Here is a 15,430-nt window from a genome sequence, read left to right as displayed (position 1 = left end):
GGCAAAGTTCACAAGAAACCGTCTCTGTGATAGACAGGCGGCAATAAACAAAACGACGAGGCACATGAGATGAACGTATTGGGCAAAATCCTGGCCGTGGGCGCGCTGAGCGTTGTTGCGGCCTGCACCAGCAATGATCCTTCGGATTTGGGGGGCTTCGGCTCGGGCGGTGCTGGTGGCGCGCTTGTACCGGGTTCGCCAAGTGATCCACGCTCACCCGCGTATTTCCAGCAGACGGTTGGGGATCGGGTGTTGTTTGCGGTGGATCAGTCGACCCTGTCGCCACAGGCGCAAACGGTACTGCAAGGGCAGGCGGATTGGCTGCTGGCCAACCCGGACTACGTGGCCACAATCGAAGGGCACGCGGACGAGCAGGGAACGCGCGAATACAACCTGGCACTGGGCGCACGGCGCGCGAATGCAGCGCGCGAGTTTCTGATTTCGCGCGGGGTGGCGGGCAACCGTCTGACCACTGTCAGCTACGGCAAAGAACGCCCGATCGAGATTTGCAGCACCGAGGATTGCTATTCCAAAAACCGCCGCGCGGTGACGGTGCTGACCGGTTCAACCTTGGGGTAAGACGATGAGACTTGCAGGATGGGTTTTGGCCGCAGTTGTTGCAACGGCGGGCGTGGCACAAGCGCAGGATCAGCAGACGCTGGCGGATATCCGGCAGGAACTGACGGTGCTGCATGTGGAAATACAGCGCCTGAAGCGCGAGTTTTCGACCACCGGCTCGCCCGCGCCAAACCTGTCCGGCAGTTCGGTCCTTGAGCGCGTAGACGCGATTGAGGCCGAGTTGCAGCGGCTGACACGCCAGACCGAGCAGTTGAACCAGCGGGTGCAGAATATCGTGACCGATGGAACCAACCGGATCGGGGATCTTGAGTTCCGATTGGTCGAACTGGAAGGTGGCGATCTGTCCACTTTGGGAGAGACGTCAACGCTGGGCGGAGAAACTGAGACGACCGCCGCGATCACCCCTGCGCCCACGCAGCCCAGTACCTCGGACCAAGGTGAACTGGCGGTGGGTGAGCGGGCCGATTTCGACGATGCCTCGCAAGCGCTGGCCGATGGCGATTTCCAGACCGCCGCGACGATGTTTGCACAGTTTGATACCTCGTACCCCGGTAGTCCTTTGGCCCCCGAAGCGCATCTAAAACGTGGACAGGCGCTTGAAGGTCTAGGTGACACACGCGAAGCGGCGCGGGCGTTTCTGGCCAGCTTCACCGGAGATTCCGAGGGGTCCGTTGCGCCCGACGCCCTGTTCGAACTGGGTGCGGCCCTGGGCCGTTTGGGCCAGACCGAACAAGCCTGCATCACACTCAGCGAGGTCGGCGTGCGTTTCCCATCCTCTGGCCCGGCCACAAGTGCTACGCAGGAAATGGCCACTTTGGGGTGTTCTTGAACAAGACCCCCACCAGCCTGACGTCCGAGATTCGCGCGCGGCTGCCTGAACGGTTGCCGCAACGGTTGGGTGTTGCCGTCTCGGGCGGGGGCGACTCGGTGGCGTTGATGCATCTGCTGGCTGAGATTGCGGCGTACGAAGGTGTTAACCTACGCGTCGCAACCGTGGATCACGGCCTGCGCCCAGAAGCCGCGCAAGAGGCCCGGCTGGTTGCAGGGCAGGCGGCTGAACTTGGGCTTCGACACGACGTTCTGAAATGGCAAGGTTGGGACGGCAAGGGCAATCTGCAGGATCAGGCGCGTCAGGCGCGCTATGCGCTGCTGACCGACTGGGCGCGGCAGAATGAGATTCCGATGATTGCCTTGGGTCACACGGCGGATGATCAGGCAGAAACGGTGCTGATGCGACTGGGTCGCGCCGCTGGTGTCACCGGTTTGGCGGCGATGCCTGTATCGCATCATCGGGACGGCATCGAAATGATCCGCCCCATGCTGGGGATCACACGTCAACGCCTGCGAGATTACCTGATCCAAATCGGTGCCACATGGGTCGAGGACCCATCGAATCAGGACAAAAGGTTCGACCGGATCAAGGCGCGCGAGGCTTTGGCCGGGCTGGAACCTTTGGGCGTAACTGCAGAATCCCTTTCGCGTGTGGCAAAAAATCTTGCACAAGCGCGTGAGGCACTGGCGCTTTATGCGCAGGATTCCGCCCGCAAGACCACCACAGTTGTTGGCGGGGACGTGTGTCTTGATCGGTCGGCGTTTGCCGCGCTGCCCGCTGAGATCCAGCGGCGCGTGTTGATTGGCATAGTCGCCTGGATTTCTGGACCCGGTTACCCCCCGCGCCAAACGACCGTGGATCAGGCCATTGACGCCCTGCAAAGCGGGCAGGCCGGGTCGTTGAACGGCTGCCTGCTGGTGCCAAGGGGCGGGAATACTTGGATTTGCAGAGAGTTTCAGGCCGTCTGCAACCTCTCATCAACCCCGTCAGACAGTTGGGACGGTCGCTGGGTCCTGACCGGTCCTGCACCCCAAGGCGTAGAAATTCGCGCATTGGGTGAGGCCGGTCTGGCGTTGCTGCCGGATTGGCGGGCGACCGGTCGCCCGCGCCTTGCGTTGCAGTCCTCGCCAGCGGTCTGGCGCGGGGATGACCTGTGCGCGGCCCCTCTGGCAGGTTTCCCAAACGGGTGGGTCGCAAAGCCCGCGACAGACTGGCCCGAGTTCTACGCTTCTTTTTTATCACATTGAACCTGCCACAATCCTCTCTATTTTAAGAGACAACCCGGCAGATCCCCATCTGCTGATATCTTTTGGGAGAATTTCCTTGGGCAACGCTCGCAATATCGCCTTCTGGGTCGTTCTGTTCTTGCTGATCCTTGCACTGTTCAATCTGTTCAGCGGACCAGGCGGAACACTTCAGAGCAATGAACGAACCTATTCCGACTTTGTCAGCGCCGTGCAGAACGGTGAGGTCAAGAATGTGACGCTGGATGGCGAACAGATTCGCTATACCACAGAAACCGGCGGGACATTCGTGACGATCAAACCCGGCGATGCCGAGGTCACCAAACTGCTGATCGACGAAAACATCCCCGTACGCGCTGAGAAACAGCAGCAATCGGGTTTCCAGTCGTTCCTGATCACGCTGTTGCCCTTCCTTCTTCTGATCGGTGTCTGGGTCTATTTCATGAACCGGATGCAGGGGGGCGGCAAAGGTGGCGCGATGGGCTTTGGCAAGTCCAAGGCCAAGATGCTGACTGAAAAGCATGGCCGTGTGACCTTTGACGACGTGGCGGGTATCGACGAGGCCAAGGAAGAGCTGGAAGAAATCGTTGAATTCCTGCGCAACCCGCAAAAATTCTCGCGTCTGGGCGGCAAGATCCCCAAGGGCGCGCTGCTGGTTGGCCCTCCGGGTACCGGTAAGACGCTGCTGGCCCGTGCCATTGCGGGTGAGGCAGGCGTGCCGTTCTTCACCATTTCGGGCTCGGATTTCGTTGAAATGTTTGTGGGTGTCGGTGCCTCGCGCGTGCGCGATATGTTCGAGCAGGCCAAGAAGAACGCACCTTGTATCGTGTTCATCGACGAGATCGACGCCGTTGGTCGCCATCGTGGCGCCGGTTATGGTGGTGGTAATGACGAACGCGAACAGACGCTCAACCAGTTGCTGGTCGAGATGGACGGGTTCGAGGCCAATGAAGGCGTGATCATTCTGGCCGCGACCAACCGAAAAGACGTTCTTGACCCAGCGCTGCTGCGTCCGGGCCGGTTTGACCGGAATGTGACCGTTGGCAACCCAGATATCAAAGGTCGAGAGAAGATCCTGGGCGTTCACGCGCGCAAGACCCCCTTGGGCCCCGATGTCGATCTGCGCATCATCGCGCGCGGGACACCGGGCTTCTCGGGTGCCGATCTGGCAAACCTCGTGAACGAGGCCGCGTTGATGGCCGCACGTGTGGGTCGTCGTTTTGTCACCATGGAGGATTTCGAGAACGCGAAAGACAAGGTGATGATGGGGGCCGAGCGTCGCTCGATGGTGCTGACCCAGGACCAGAAGGAAAAGACGGCCTATCACGAGGCTGGTCACGCTGTGGTCGGTCTGGAACTACCGCTGTGCGATCCGGTCTATAAGGCGACGATCATTCCGCGCGGTGGTGCGTTGGGTATGGTTGTGTCGCTTCCCGAAATGGACCGCCTGAACTATCACCGCGATGAGTGTGAGCAGAAACTGGCCATGACCATGGCCGGTAAAGCTGCCGAGGTCATCAAATACGGTGAAGATCACGTCTCGAACGGTCCGGCTGGCGACATCATGCAGGCCAGCCAACTGGCCCGCGCGATGGTGATGCGCTGGGGCATGTCGGACAAGGTCGGCAATATCGACTATGCCGAAGCGCATGAAGGCTATCAGGGCAACACCGCCGGTTTCTCGGTTTCAGCGCACACCAAAGAGCTGATCGAGGAAGAGGTGAAGCGCCTGATCCAGCAAGGCTATGAGCGTGCCCATAAAATCCTGACCGACAAGAACGAGGCTTGGGAACGTCTGGCGCAGGGGCTGCTGGAATACGAAACCCTGACCGGCGACGAGATCAAGCGGGTCATGAATGGCGAGTCGCCCACCGAAGGCGACGACGAAGGCGACAAGCCGGATGAGGGCAGCGCGCCCAGCGTCACGGCCATTCCCAAGACCAAGCCGAAGAAATCTCCGCCCGAAGGTGGGATGGAACCTGAGCCGACTGCATAAACAAAAAAACCCGGAGCCAGCCTCCGGGTTTTTTCTTTTCATCAGGTCGGTGCTGGGCATTATGCGCGCAAGGACGCTGATAAGAAGGGAAGGCCTATGCCGTTTTTGCGCGAAACCGAGTTCACTGGCGAAGTGATATGGCTGGGCCATGTACCGGCAGGGCAGTCGTTGCGGGCTGAGCCGGTTGATACCTTGCAGCTAGATTTCGACGGTGTGCGCGGCGAACGGCATGAAGGGCTTAACCGGGCGTCCTGCGTGCGCGTCAAGAACCTGTATCCGCAGGGCACCGAGATCAGGAACGTCAGGCAGCTGTCGGTCCTGTCGGCCGAGGAATTGGCCGGGATCGCGACTGAGATGGGGTTGGATGATCTTGATCCGTCGTACCTTGGGGCGTCGATTGTCGTGAAGGGCATTCCCGATTTTTCACATATTCCCCCATCCTCGCGCTTGCAGGCCGACAACGGTGCGACGATCACCGTGGATATGGAAAACGCCCCCTGCGTTCTGCCGGGGCGTGAGATTGAACAGGATCACAGCGGTCACGGTGCCGCCTTCAAACCCGCAGCCAAAGGGCGGCGCGGGGTGACGGGTTGGGTCGAACGACCCGGTTCCCTGCGAATTGGCGGCAAAATGCGATTGTTTGTCCCTGATCAGCCAATCTGGCAGCCATAAGGCCCATTCGTTTCCGATTTGAAACTCACGATATCCGGCGACGCCGTTTCGCGGCATGAATATGTCGGAATCCATAGCCATCGGAATTGTGTACGACTGTATGGGTTGCACAGCGCCGACGCGCTGCGTCGGTTTTGCAAGGCATTCAATCAGGGACCCTGGCCAATGAGCTACAAATCCGACATCGAAATCGCCCGCGAAGCGAACAAGAAGCCGATTCAGGAAATCGGCGCCAAGATCGGCATCGATTCCGCCGATCTGCTGCCCTATGGCCACGACAAGGCGAAAGTCAGCCAGGACTTCATCAACTCGGTGCAGGACCGTGAAGACGGCAAGCTGATCCTTGTAACCGCGATCAACCCAACCCCGGCAGGTGAGGGTAAGACCACGACCACTGTGGGGCTGGGTGACGGTCTGAACCGCATCGGCAAGAACGCGATGATCTGTATCCGTGAGGCCTCGCTCGGCCCGAACTTCGGCATGAAGGGCGGCGCTGCAGGTGGCGGGTATGCGCAGGTTGTTCCGATGGAGGAAATGAACCTGCACTTCACCGGCGACTTCCACGCGATCACCAGCGCGCACAGCCTGCTGTCGGCGATGATCGACAACCACATCTACTGGGGTAACGAGGCCGAGATCGACACCCGTCGCGTTGCATGGCGTCGCGTGGTCGACATGAACGACCGGGCCCTGCGTCAAATCACGGCGTCTCTGGGCGGTGTATCGAACGGCTTCCCGCGCGAAGCAGGTTTTGACATCACCGTGGCCTCTGAGGTTATGGCGATCCTGTGCCTGGCGACCGACCTGAAAGATCTGGAAAAGCGTCTGGGTGACATCATCGTCGCTTACCGCCGCGACAAGACCCCGGTCTACTGCCGCGACATCAAAGCCGAAGGCGCAATGACCGTGCTGCTGAAGGACGCAATGCAGCCGAACCTGGTGCAGACGCTGGAAAACAACCCGGCCTTTGTCCACGGTGGTCCGTTCGCCAACATCGCACATGGCTGTAACTCGGTCATCGCAACCAAGACCGCGCTGAAAGTGGCCGACTATGTAGTGACCGAAGCCGGTTTCGGGGCCGATCTGGGTGCTGAGAAATTCATGAACATCAAGTGCCGCAAAGCGGGCATCGCTCCGTCGGCTGTGGTGCTGGTTGCCACCGTGCGCGCGATGAAGATGAACGGCGGCGTGGCCAAGGCCGATCTGGGTGCCGAGAATGTTGATGCCGTCAAATCGGGCTGCGCCAACCTGGGCCGTCACATCGAAAACGTGAAATCGTTCGGCGTGCCGGTTGTTGTGGCCATCAACCACTTTGTCACCGACACCGATGCCGAAGTGCAGGCCGTGAAAGACTATTGCGGCGATCACGGGGTCGAGGCGGTTCTGTCGCGTCACTGGGAACTGGGGTCCGAAGGCTCGGCTCCGCTGGCCGAGAAGGTTGTGGAAATCGTCGAAGGCGGCACCGCGAACTTCGCGCCGATCTACCCTGACGACATGGCGCTGTTCGAGAAGATCGAAACCATCGCCAAGCGCATCTATCGCGCTGACGAGGTTCTGGCCGACAACAAGATCCGCAACCAGCTGCGCGAATGGGAAGACGCGGGCTATGGCAACCTGCCGGTCTGCATGGCGAAAACCCAGTATTCGTTCTCGACCGACCCGACCCTGCGGGGCGCGCCTACCGGCCACTCGGTTCCGGTGCGTGAGGTCCGCCTGTCCGCCGGTGCTGGCTTCATCGTGGTTGTCTGCGGTGAGATCATGACCATGCCCGGTTTGCCCCGCAAACCCGCGGCTGAGACGATTCGCCTCAACGACGAAGGCCAGATCGAGGGCTTGTTCTAAGCGCCTGAATGATACATCTCGTGGTTCGGGGGTATCCCCGGACCACAGGAGATTAAAATGTCCATTCTGATACTGCCGCAAGACTGTCACTCGATGCCGGAGTTGCGGGTTCAGATCGACAAGCTGGATCGCCAACTGATCGAATTGCTGGTGACGCGCGCGGGCTATATCGACCGCGCATCCCAGTTGAAACCGGCCGAGGGCCTGCCGGCCCGTATCCCGGATCGTGTTGAAGAGGTGGTGCAGCGCGTGCGCGCAAGTTCTGACGAACTGGGCATGGACCCGGATTTGGCCGAAAAGCTGTGGCGCATTTTGATTGACTGGTCGATCGCGCGGGAAGAGCGCGTGCTCGGCCCTGACTGAGAAACCGGGCGCTTCCTGCGCCCGATCCGTTTTGAAAGAAGGGATCACAGGATGGTAGCCCAGGTTATCGACGGGAAGGCTTTTGCCGCCAAGGTGCGCGCTCAGGTCGCCGATCAGGTCGCAAAGCTGAAAGAAGAAAACGGCATCACGCCCGGTCTAGCGGTGGTGCTGGTGGGCGAGGACCCGGCAAGCCAGGTCTATGTGCGGTCCAAGGGCAAGATGACTGTCGAGGTCGGCATGAACTCGTACGAGCACAAGCTGGAGGCCGACACTTCGGAAGAGGATCTGCTGGCGCTGATCGACAGGCTGAACAATGATCCGGCGGTGCACGGCATTCTGGTGCAACTGCCGCTGCCGGGGCATCTGAACGAAGACCTGGTGATCAACTCGATCGATCCGGCCAAGGATGTGGATGGCTTCCACATCTCGAATGTGGGTCTGCTGGGGACCGGTCAGAAGTCGATGGTGCCCTGCACGCCACTGGGCTGTCTGATGATGCTGCGCGACCACCATGGCTCGCTGTCCGGGATGGATGCGGTTGTGATCGGGCGGTCGAACATCGTCGGCAAACCGATGGCGCAACTGCTGCTGGGCGATAGCTGCACCGTGACCATCGCGCATTCTCGCACTAAGGACCTGCCGGATGTGGTCCGCCGCGCCGATATCGTCGTGGCCGCGGTGGGACGCCCCGAGATGGTGCCCGGCGACTGGATCAAGGAAGGGGCCACAGTGATCGACGTGGGCATTAACCGCATCGAACGTGACGGCAAGAACAAGCTGGTGGGCGACGTGGATTATGCCAGCGCGGCTGAGCGCGCAGGCGCGATCACTCCGGTTCCGGGGGGCGTCGGCCCGATGACCATTGCCTGCCTCCTGGCCAACACACTGACCGCGTGCTGCCGCGCCAACGGTCTGCCGGAACCCGAAGGTCTGACCGCCTGATCCTGCTGGCGCGGGTGCACCCTGTGCCATAACCCGGAATATTCAAGATGCCCTGTCCCCTATATCCGGGGGCAGGGCATTTCTTTGAATGGGTTTGCTTGTATTCGATTTCGTGATATGTCCGATATTCCAAGTGGTTACTAAGTAAGACCGCAGTTTTCCGGGCAAGTGTTTGTGTGACGCGGGAAATTGCGCTCGGAATACGTATGAATATCGAAGTCAGTGAGATCAGAACTGTTCTAAGCCCTCAGCGCATCGTCGCGGCGCTCGTTTTTCTACCATTGCTGGCTTATGTGTTTCCGCCCTTCATGGACGGGGAATTGCCGTTCGGTCTGCGCCTTGTGTTCTGGGTCGGTGTGATGATCATCGCGCTCAGCGCGACATGGACTGCCCGGAAACTGCTGCGTGACAAATTGGTGCTGGTCAAACTGCCGTGGCGTGATCTTGCTTTTGCCACCGTGATGCTGGCTTTGCTGACGCCGATGTTGTGGTTGCTGGCCTGGGTGTGTTTCACCTGTATCGGCAAGATGGCGCCCGAGGCGCATGCGGTCGCCGTCTACGGCATCCTGTTCGCCGCAGGTCTTGTGCTGGTCCGCCGCGGTGATCTGCATACGCGGGAGGTCGAAGAAAAACCTGTCCAGCCGCGACTGGTCCGACGGTTGCCCGCCGGGTTCGAAGGCAAGATTTTCCGCCTGACCGTGAAGGACCACAACGTGGATGTCGTCACCTCTGAGGGGACTTTCACAATTCGATCCCGACTGACAGACGCCATCGATGAAATGGAGCCTGTACCGGGCCATTGCTCGCATCGCTCGCATTGGGTTACGGACGCGTCGATCATGGGTGTCGAGAAGGCCGAGGGCAAAACCTTCCTGCGACTGGTCAATGGCGATCTCGTGCCCGTCAGCCGCAAGTACAAGCCCATGCTGGAAGAGGACGGGCTGATCTGAGCCTAACGTGGCATCGGCACCATCTGAGGGGTTGGGCCGGTCAGAATGGCCTTGGCCCGAGGTCCCAATAGCGTCGTCAGAACATGATCTGTGCTGCGCAGCCCGCCGGTATAGGTGCCGTAGGCTGGCAGGATCAGCCGGGCGTGGTCCAGCAGGAAGGCAGGCCGGGAAATCGACCTGCCCCTGAGCGTCAAACGCGCTTTGGGGTGAAAATGCCCTGAAACCTCGCCTGTTGCGTCGGGTTGTGCGATGTGGCGAAAGACAAGCGGCCCGCAGGTCCATTCAGACAGATGTGCGCCGCCCAGCTCGATCGGTCCCGGATCGTGATTGCCTTCGATCCAAATCCAACGTCGACCAGCTTGCAGCGCCGCTATTCGCAGCTTTTCATCCGCTGCCAAAGCGCTGGAAGCGTCCAGATCGTCAAAGCTGTCGCCCAGACAAACCACGACCTCACCCCCTGTCCGGTCAAGGTCCGCCGACAACCGATCCAGCGTTTCACGGCTGTCATAAGGCGGAAGGGTCAATCCACTGCGCCGCGCCATCCTTTCGGACTTGCCCAGATGCAGGTCCGAGACACAGAGCATGCTCTGCCCCGGCCACCAGAGCGCGCCGGAGGGCAGGGCAAAAAGATCCGCACCGCAAAAGGAAAATCCCAATTTGTTCATGGTAAGTTCATTATATGTTTCAGCGTTGCGCGCAAGGTATTTTACAGATTGTCCAGCCCGGCGGCTTCCAGCAGACGGGCGCTTTCCTCTGCCAGCAAGCGTTCTTCGGCCGCGCCTTTGACCGGGATTTTGCCGACTTCCAGAAACAGCGGTGCCGCCAGCGGTGAAACCCGATCAAGGCGCATCAGATCAATCCGGTCGCCGATACGCGCGATCATCGCTTCGATCCGGCCAAAATCGACCAGACCGCGCATGGCTTCTTCGCGGGTGATTTGCATCAACAGGTGGTCCGGGTCGTATTTCAGCAGCGTGTCATACAGGATGTCCGATGAAAACGTCGCCTGCCGCCCGCTTTTGCGTTGCCCGCCCGTGTTGCGCTCGATTAGACCGGCGATTGTGGCCGAGGCGCGGAAGGTCCGTTTCATGACGGCATTTCCCGCCAGCCACGTGTCCAACCCCTGCCGCAGCGCGTCCAGACGGAACAGCGGGCTGGGGTCCGTGACCGCGTCCAGACCCCAGATCAGGGTGGCATAATCCGTGGCGACAAAGCCAAGGGGGGCCAGACCCGTCTCCTCCATCCGTTTGGTCAACAACAGGCCGAGCGTTTGCTGCGCATTGCGCCCGGCAAAGCCGTAGACGCACAGATGCTCGCGCCCGTCGCTGGGAAAGCTTTCGATCAGCAGGCGGTCGCGCTGGGGCAGGCGGGACATGTCCCGCTGCAGGGCCAACCAGTCGGCGGTGTGGCGGGGCAGTTGCGGCCAGTCGGGTTGGGCGAACATGCGCAGAATACGGTCGCTCAGCTGGGTCGAGGTGGCAAATTTCGTCCCCATGAAAGTGGCGATCTTGGGCTTTTTGTCGGCCCGGCGGCTGACCTCGACCACCATCTCGCGCAGGCCCTCGTAGCGCACGATCTGGCCGCCGATCAGGAAGGTATCTCCGGGTGTAAGCGAGGCGGCAAAGCCTTCCTCGACCTCGCCCAGTGGCTTGCCGCCGCGGTTGCGTTTCAGGCGCACCTTCAGGGTGTCGGTGTCCTGTATGGTCCCAAGGTTCATGCGGATGCGCGCGGCGGCACGGGGGTCGCGCAACTGCCACAGCCTATCGGGACGCTGCAGCAGCCGCTGCCAGCGGTCATAGGCGCGCAGGGCATAGCCACCGGTTGCGCAGAACTCCAGACATGCGTCGAATTCCAGACGGGTCAGATCGGCAAATGGCCCGGCTGAGGTCATTTCCGTGAACAGTGCGTCAGCCTCGAACGGCCCCGCCGCCGCCGCAATCAGGATATGCTGGCAGAGCACATCTCGGGGGCCTGCGCCGCGTGGCTCGCCATCCAGTTCATGCGCTTTTGCAGCCTCTAACGCGGCGACGCATTCCACCACTTCGAACCGGTTGGCAGGCACCAAAAGGGCCTTGGACGGCGCGTTGTAGCGGTGGTTCGCCCGCCCGATCCGCTGCACCAATCGCTTGACGTTCTTGGGCGCACCGATCTGGATGACCAGATCGACATCCCCCCAGTCGATGCCCAGATCCAAAGAGCCGGTGCAGACGATGGCCCGCAGATCACCACGCACCATGGCGGCCTCGACCCGTTCACGCTGCTGACGGTCCAGACTGCCGTGATGGATGCCGATGGGCAGGCCTTCGTCATTTGCAAGCCACAGATTGTGAAAGAAAATCTCGGCCTGCGCGCGGGTATTGTGAAAGATCAGCGTGGTCTTGTGCTGCCGGACCTGCTCCAGCACTGCCGGGATCGCATAAGCCGCGCCGCCACCCGACCACGGGGGCATTTCCTCGGTTGCCAGCATCGCGATGTCGGGGTCAGGGCCGGGGTCGGCCTGTATGATCCGGCAAGGGTCCGGGTGCCGCGCCAGAAAGCGGGCGATCCCTTCGGGGTCTTCGACCGTCGCCGACAGGCCGACGCGGCGCAGATCGGGGCAGAGGGTTTGCAACCGTGCCAGCGCCAGCATCAACTGATCTCCGCGCTTGCTTTCGGCAAGGGCATGGATTTCATCCACGATCACCCTCTGCACCCCATCAAACATGCGCGGAGCGTCCTCGTAAGAGGTCAGCAGGGCAAGGCTTTCGGGCGTTGTCAGTAGAATATGCGGAGGGTCAGCGCGCTGACGTTTCTTTTGCGTCGCGGATGTATCGCCGGTCCGGTCTTCGATGCGGATGGGCAGGCCAATCTCATCCACCGGCGTGCGAAGGTTGCGTTTGATATCTGCCGCCAAGGCTTTCAGCGGTGAGACATAGATCGTGTGTAACCCGCTATGTGCGCCCTCGGCCAGTTCAGCCAGAGACGGCAGAAACCCGGCCATTGTCTTGCCGCCCCCGGTGGGGGCGGTCAGCAGCGTGGCCGGATCACGCGCCCGGTCGAACATGTCTTGCTGATGGGGGTGGATGGACCAGCCTTTGGCCGAAAACCAATCGGTGATCCGGGCGGGAATCTGCGTCATAGGCGCAGATTAACCGCCCTCGTGCCGGAATGGCACGGCGTTATTTGACGATTTTCTCGTCCTTGACGAACATGTTGGCCCAGGCGCGGTCGATCAGGTCTGGGCTCATCTGATAAGGGATGCCCTCGAATTCGCAGATCGAGATCATCTGATCGATCAGGAAGATCGGCTGATAGTTCGCATAGATATTGTCGATGGTCGGGTATTTGACCTTCAACAGGTGGACCAGAGCGGCCTCATCCAGCGGCATGCCGCGTTTGCGGGCCACCATGGCAAAGATTTTCAGGAAGTTCTCCTGGTTCGGGCCGTCGATTTTGATCTTGAAAAAGATCCGGCGCAGGGCGGCTTGGTCGAAAATCTCGTTCGGGTGGAAGTTGGTCGAGAAGATGACCAGCGTGTCAAACGGCACCTCGAACTTTTCACCCGATTGCAAGCCCAGAATATCCTTGTTCTCTTCCAGCGGAACAATCCAGCGGTTGACCAGCGCCTGCGGCGGTTCCGCCTGACGGCCAAGGTCGTCCACGATGAAGATGCCGCCGGTCGATTTCAACTGCAACGGGGCCTGATAGGTCCGCGCGGTGGGGTTGTAGACGAGATCCAGCATGGACAGCGACAGTTCACCACCCGTTACAACGGTGGGGCGTTCGCATTGCACATAGCGCGAGTCGAACCGTTTGCGGCGGCGCAGGCTGTTGGGGTCGTCGGCTTCCTGCTCGATCGCGGTGTGCACGATCGGGTCATAGACGGTGATTACCTGACCGGCATATTCGATAGCATAGGGCACATAAACATTGTCGCCCAAAGCATCGCGGATACCGTTCGAGATCGAGGATTTACCATTGCCCGGAGGGCCATACATCAGGATCGAGCGGCCCGCACTGACCGCCGGACCAAGATGGTCCAACAGGCTGTCGGGCAGGACCAGATGGCCCATGGCACCGACCAATTGCTCACGCGTGACCTGAATGTTACGGATCGACTGGCGCTTGACCTGCTCGCGATAAACGTCCAGCGGCACCGGCATCGCGCCGAAATATTCAGACTGGCTCAGCGCGTCCAATGCGCGGGCCTTGCCTGCATCGGTCAGCTGATAGCCCATCTCATTGCCGCTATTGGCGTTCAGGGTGCCTGTCGCTTCGATCAGTTTCTGTTCGCGCGCGATGTCGATCAGTTCCTGCGTGACCGAACCGGGCAGGCAGACCGCCTCGGCAACTTCGGACACAGTACTGGCGTTCTTACGGAAGATCGTTTTCAGCAGAATGTCCCGCATCATCACCAGCGGAAGCTGCATCTCCCCCAAACCTTTGGGGGCAGGAGGGGCCATAACAGAGGAAGCTTGCATATTCATGAGCGACGCTCGTCCATCCAAAAAATCACACAAATGCCCGCAAACGGGCGACTTGTGGGAAATCTGGCCCAGCTTTATGGCGGGACCAAGGCAGCGGCATGGCGCGGTGATGATAGTTTACGAACCGTAAACAGTGCCCAAAATCAAATACATCGCCAAAGCCCCGGCAAGGGCAAGGCCCATCGGGAACTTTTTGCCCCGGTCCCAGCTTTCCCAATGCGGCGCGATTGCGCGCAAGCGGGTGTGGCGGGCCAGCCGATGCGTGACTACGGCACCCAACACGGTTGCCATCAAAATCGCAAGCACGACACCCAAGTCCTGAACCCAGACAAACGGTGCAGCCGCCGCCAGAAACTTGGCATCACCCGCGCCAACAGCGCCGATGGCATTCAGGACCATTCCGGCGATCAGGATCACGGGAAGATGCAGCAATTGCCAGACATAAGGCGGAAAGGCGACGGGGAATGGCCCCAGCTTTCCGCTGAGTGTGCCGGTCGACCAAGGGGGCAGGGCGATCAGCCCCACAACCACATAGACCAACGCTAAAGCCACAACGGCGTGGTTCTTGATCCGCATTTCACGCATATCGGTGAAGGCGACGTAGAAACAGATCGGCAGAATGAACGGCAGAAACCACACCGCCGCCCGAACAGGGATGTCCATTTAGGTGGATTCCTCAAGCGCACGCAGCGAACGGACGGCTTCGTCGAAATGCTGCGGATGGGTCGAGATCGCCTCGCGGAACAGGTTCTTGGCTGTGGTCACGTCGCCCTGTTTCACAGCCGAGATCCCCATGGTGTTCAGCAGGCGCGCCCGTTCGATCTGTGACATGGGAACAACCGGCAGGCTGTAATTTCCCTGTGCAGAGCGGGCCAGAACCAGATTGTTCTTTGCGGTAAACAGCGAACTGTCCTGCCGGATTGCATCGGTGAACAAACGCTCTGCCTCGGCGTATTGCCCGCGTGAGAGTTTTGAGAACCCCCAGTTGTTCATCACGCTGCCCGGGCGGGTGGTCAGGCCGACCGCAGTTTCATAGAAATGGTCGGCGCGTTTCCATTCTTTTCTGGAATCGGCCACGACCGCCTCAAGCCGGTAACGTTTGAACGTCTCATAGGTTGGCGGAACCGTGTCCAGAACCGATTTGGCCTGCGCCCAATCGCCATTTCTGACCAGAGCATCCGCGTACTCGACCTTGTCCGAGCTGTTGGCCCCTTTCATTGTCGTCACGCGTTTCCAGGCCGATACCGCTTCGGTCGTGCGTTTGGCGCGCCCAAGTGAAATGGCCAGACCGCGTTGAAGGTCGATCCGGTTGGGGCTTTTGCTGGCTGCGTTGTGGAAATAAGTCACCGCCTCATTCGGGTCGGCTGCGTTCAGCAAAACATCGTTCAGGTTGGTTTCGTCGATGACGTTCACTTCCTGAAACGTGCGTTCAACCTTTTCTTCGGCGGTTTCCTTTTCGCAAGCGGCTAGAATGAGCCCACTGAGAATGAGGGATGGAATCAAGAATTGGTGGCGCATTTTTGCGTCCTTTACTGCTCTTGCCT

The 15,430-nt window shown here is 60.2% G+C and carries 14 protein-coding genes; 9 read left to right on the top strand and 5 right to left on the bottom strand.

Features of this window, described 5'->3' with window-relative positions; genetic code table 11:
* The first annotated feature begins 69 nt into the window (after positions 1-69).
* The 9 genes from pal (at position 70) to ACR0KJ_RS12350 (ending at position 9,420) form a co-directional block, all read left to right on the top strand.
* Complete coding sequence (gene pal / locus ACR0KJ_RS12390) at positions 70-579, top strand: peptidoglycan-associated lipoprotein Pal (RefSeq protein WP_170454291.1); 510 nt, start codon at positions 70-72, stop codon at positions 577-579.
* 4 nt (positions 580-583) lie between these two features.
* Complete coding sequence (ybgF, locus tag ACR0KJ_RS12385) at positions 584-1,408, top strand: tol-pal system protein YbgF (protein ID WP_480626818.1); 825 nt, start codon at positions 584-586, stop codon at positions 1,406-1,408.
* Positions 1,399-2,658 carry a tRNA lysidine(34) synthetase TilS gene (gene tilS, locus ACR0KJ_RS12380; protein WP_480626817.1) on the top strand — a complete coding sequence of 420 codons (1,260 nt, stop codon included), beginning with the start codon at positions 1,399-1,401 and terminating at the stop codon, positions 2,656-2,658. Before ybgF ends, tilS begins: the two co-directional genes overlap by 10 nt.
* 76 nt (positions 2,659-2,734) lie before the next feature.
* On the top strand, positions 2,735-4,651 hold the full coding sequence (ftsH, locus tag ACR0KJ_RS12375) for an ATP-dependent zinc metalloprotease FtsH (protein ID WP_170623751.1): 1,917 nt from the start codon (positions 2,735-2,737) through the stop codon (positions 4,649-4,651).
* A gap of 96 nt (positions 4,652-4,747) precedes the next feature.
* Entirely contained in the window at positions 4,748-5,323 is a 576-nt protein-coding gene (locus tag ACR0KJ_RS12370; protein ID WP_480626816.1) for an MOSC domain-containing protein, read from the top strand.
* 165 nt (positions 5,324-5,488) lie between these two features.
* Positions 5,489-7,165: a formate--tetrahydrofolate ligase gene (locus ACR0KJ_RS12365; protein ID WP_480626815.1), complete on the top strand. Its 1,677-nt coding sequence runs from the start codon at positions 5,489-5,491 to the stop codon at positions 7,163-7,165.
* Between the two features lie 57 nt (positions 7,166-7,222).
* Positions 7,223-7,528, top strand: coding sequence for a chorismate mutase (locus tag ACR0KJ_RS12360; RefSeq protein WP_480626814.1), 306 nt, complete (start codon positions 7,223-7,225; stop codon positions 7,526-7,528).
* Positions 7,529-7,579: 51 nt separating this feature from the next.
* Positions 7,580-8,470, top strand: a complete 891-nt coding sequence (folD, locus tag ACR0KJ_RS12355; RefSeq protein WP_170454281.1) for a bifunctional methylenetetrahydrofolate dehydrogenase/methenyltetrahydrofolate cyclohydrolase FolD — start codon at positions 7,580-7,582, stop codon at positions 8,468-8,470.
* A gap of 206 nt (positions 8,471-8,676) precedes the next feature.
* Positions 8,677-9,420 carry a LytTR family DNA-binding domain-containing protein gene (locus ACR0KJ_RS12350; protein ID WP_170520564.1) on the top strand — a complete coding sequence of 248 codons (744 nt, stop codon included), beginning with the start codon at positions 8,677-8,679 and terminating at the stop codon, positions 9,418-9,420.
* A gap of 2 nt (positions 9,421-9,422) precedes the next feature.
* On the opposite strand, the gene pdeM is transcribed toward ACR0KJ_RS12350, so the two are convergent.
* From pdeM to ACR0KJ_RS12325, 5 genes are all read right to left on the bottom strand, one after another.
* Positions 9,423-10,085, bottom strand: a complete 663-nt coding sequence (gene pdeM / locus ACR0KJ_RS12345) for a ligase-associated DNA damage response endonuclease PdeM (RefSeq protein ID WP_170454277.1) — start codon at positions 10,083-10,085, stop codon at positions 9,423-9,425.
* Positions 10,086-10,126: 41 nt separating this feature from the next.
* Positions 10,127-12,538 carry a ligase-associated DNA damage response DEXH box helicase gene (locus tag ACR0KJ_RS12340; RefSeq protein ID WP_170623745.1) on the bottom strand — a complete coding sequence of 804 codons (2,412 nt, stop codon included), beginning with the start codon at positions 12,536-12,538 and terminating at the stop codon, positions 10,127-10,129.
* Positions 12,539-12,578: 40 nt separating this feature from the next.
* Positions 12,579-13,886: an ATPase gene (locus ACR0KJ_RS12335; protein ID WP_170454273.1), complete on the bottom strand. Its 1,308-nt coding sequence runs from the start codon at positions 13,884-13,886 to the stop codon at positions 12,579-12,581.
* Positions 13,887-14,003: 117 nt separating this feature from the next.
* The gene (locus ACR0KJ_RS12330; RefSeq protein ID WP_170520570.1) at positions 14,004-14,549 is read right to left on the bottom strand and encodes a prepilin peptidase; all 546 of its coding nucleotides are present in this window, start codon (positions 14,547-14,549) and stop codon (positions 14,004-14,006) included.
* Complete coding sequence (locus ACR0KJ_RS12325; RefSeq protein ID WP_170454269.1) at positions 14,550-15,404, bottom strand: tetratricopeptide repeat protein; 855 nt, start codon at positions 15,402-15,404, stop codon at positions 14,550-14,552.
* Between the last annotated feature and the right edge of the window lie 26 nt (positions 15,405-15,430).

It is taken from the genome of Ruegeria sp. AD6, assembly GCF_056542325.1.
Note: the sequence above shows the minus strand (reverse complement) of the source record. Positions and strands in the feature narration are given on the sequence as shown.

What these genes read in the sequence shown, in the direction of transcription:
- pal (WP_170454291.1), top strand. Translation starts at nt 70, where the DNA reads ATGAACGTATTGGGCAAAATCCTGGCCGTGGGCGCGCTGAGCGTTGTT.
- ybgF (WP_480626818.1), top strand. Translation starts at nt 584, where the DNA reads ATGAGACTTGCAGGATGGGTTTTGGCCGCAGTTGTTGCAACGGCGGGC.
- ACR0KJ_RS12370 (WP_480626816.1), top strand. Translation starts at nt 4,748, where the DNA reads ATGCCGTTTTTGCGCGAAACCGAGTTCACTGGCGAAGTGATATGGCTG.
- ACR0KJ_RS12365 (WP_480626815.1), top strand. Translation starts at nt 5,489, where the DNA reads ATGAGCTACAAATCCGACATCGAAATCGCCCGCGAAGCGAACAAGAAG.
- ACR0KJ_RS12360 (WP_480626814.1), top strand. Translation starts at nt 7,223, where the DNA reads ATGTCCATTCTGATACTGCCGCAAGACTGTCACTCGATGCCGGAGTTG.
- folD (WP_170454281.1), top strand. Translation starts at nt 7,580, where the DNA reads ATGGTAGCCCAGGTTATCGACGGGAAGGCTTTTGCCGCCAAGGTGCGC.
- ACR0KJ_RS12350 (WP_170520564.1), top strand. Translation starts at nt 8,677, where the DNA reads ATGAATATCGAAGTCAGTGAGATCAGAACTGTTCTAAGCCCTCAGCGC.
- pdeM (WP_170454277.1), bottom strand. Translation starts at nt 10,085, where the DNA reads ATGAACAAATTGGGATTTTCCTTTTGCGGTGCGGATCTTTTTGCCCTG.
- ACR0KJ_RS12340 (WP_170623745.1), bottom strand. Translation starts at nt 12,538, where the DNA reads ATGACGCAGATTCCCGCCCGGATCACCGATTGGTTTTCGGCCAAAGGC.
- ACR0KJ_RS12335 (WP_170454273.1), bottom strand. Translation starts at nt 13,886, where the DNA reads ATGAATATGCAAGCTTCCTCTGTTATGGCCCCTCCTGCCCCCAAAGGT.
- ACR0KJ_RS12330 (WP_170520570.1), bottom strand. Translation starts at nt 14,549, where the DNA reads ATGGACATCCCTGTTCGGGCGGCGGTGTGGTTTCTGCCGTTCATTCTG.
- ACR0KJ_RS12325 (WP_170454269.1), bottom strand. Translation starts at nt 15,404, where the DNA reads ATGCGCCACCAATTCTTGATTCCATCCCTCATTCTCAGTGGGCTCATT.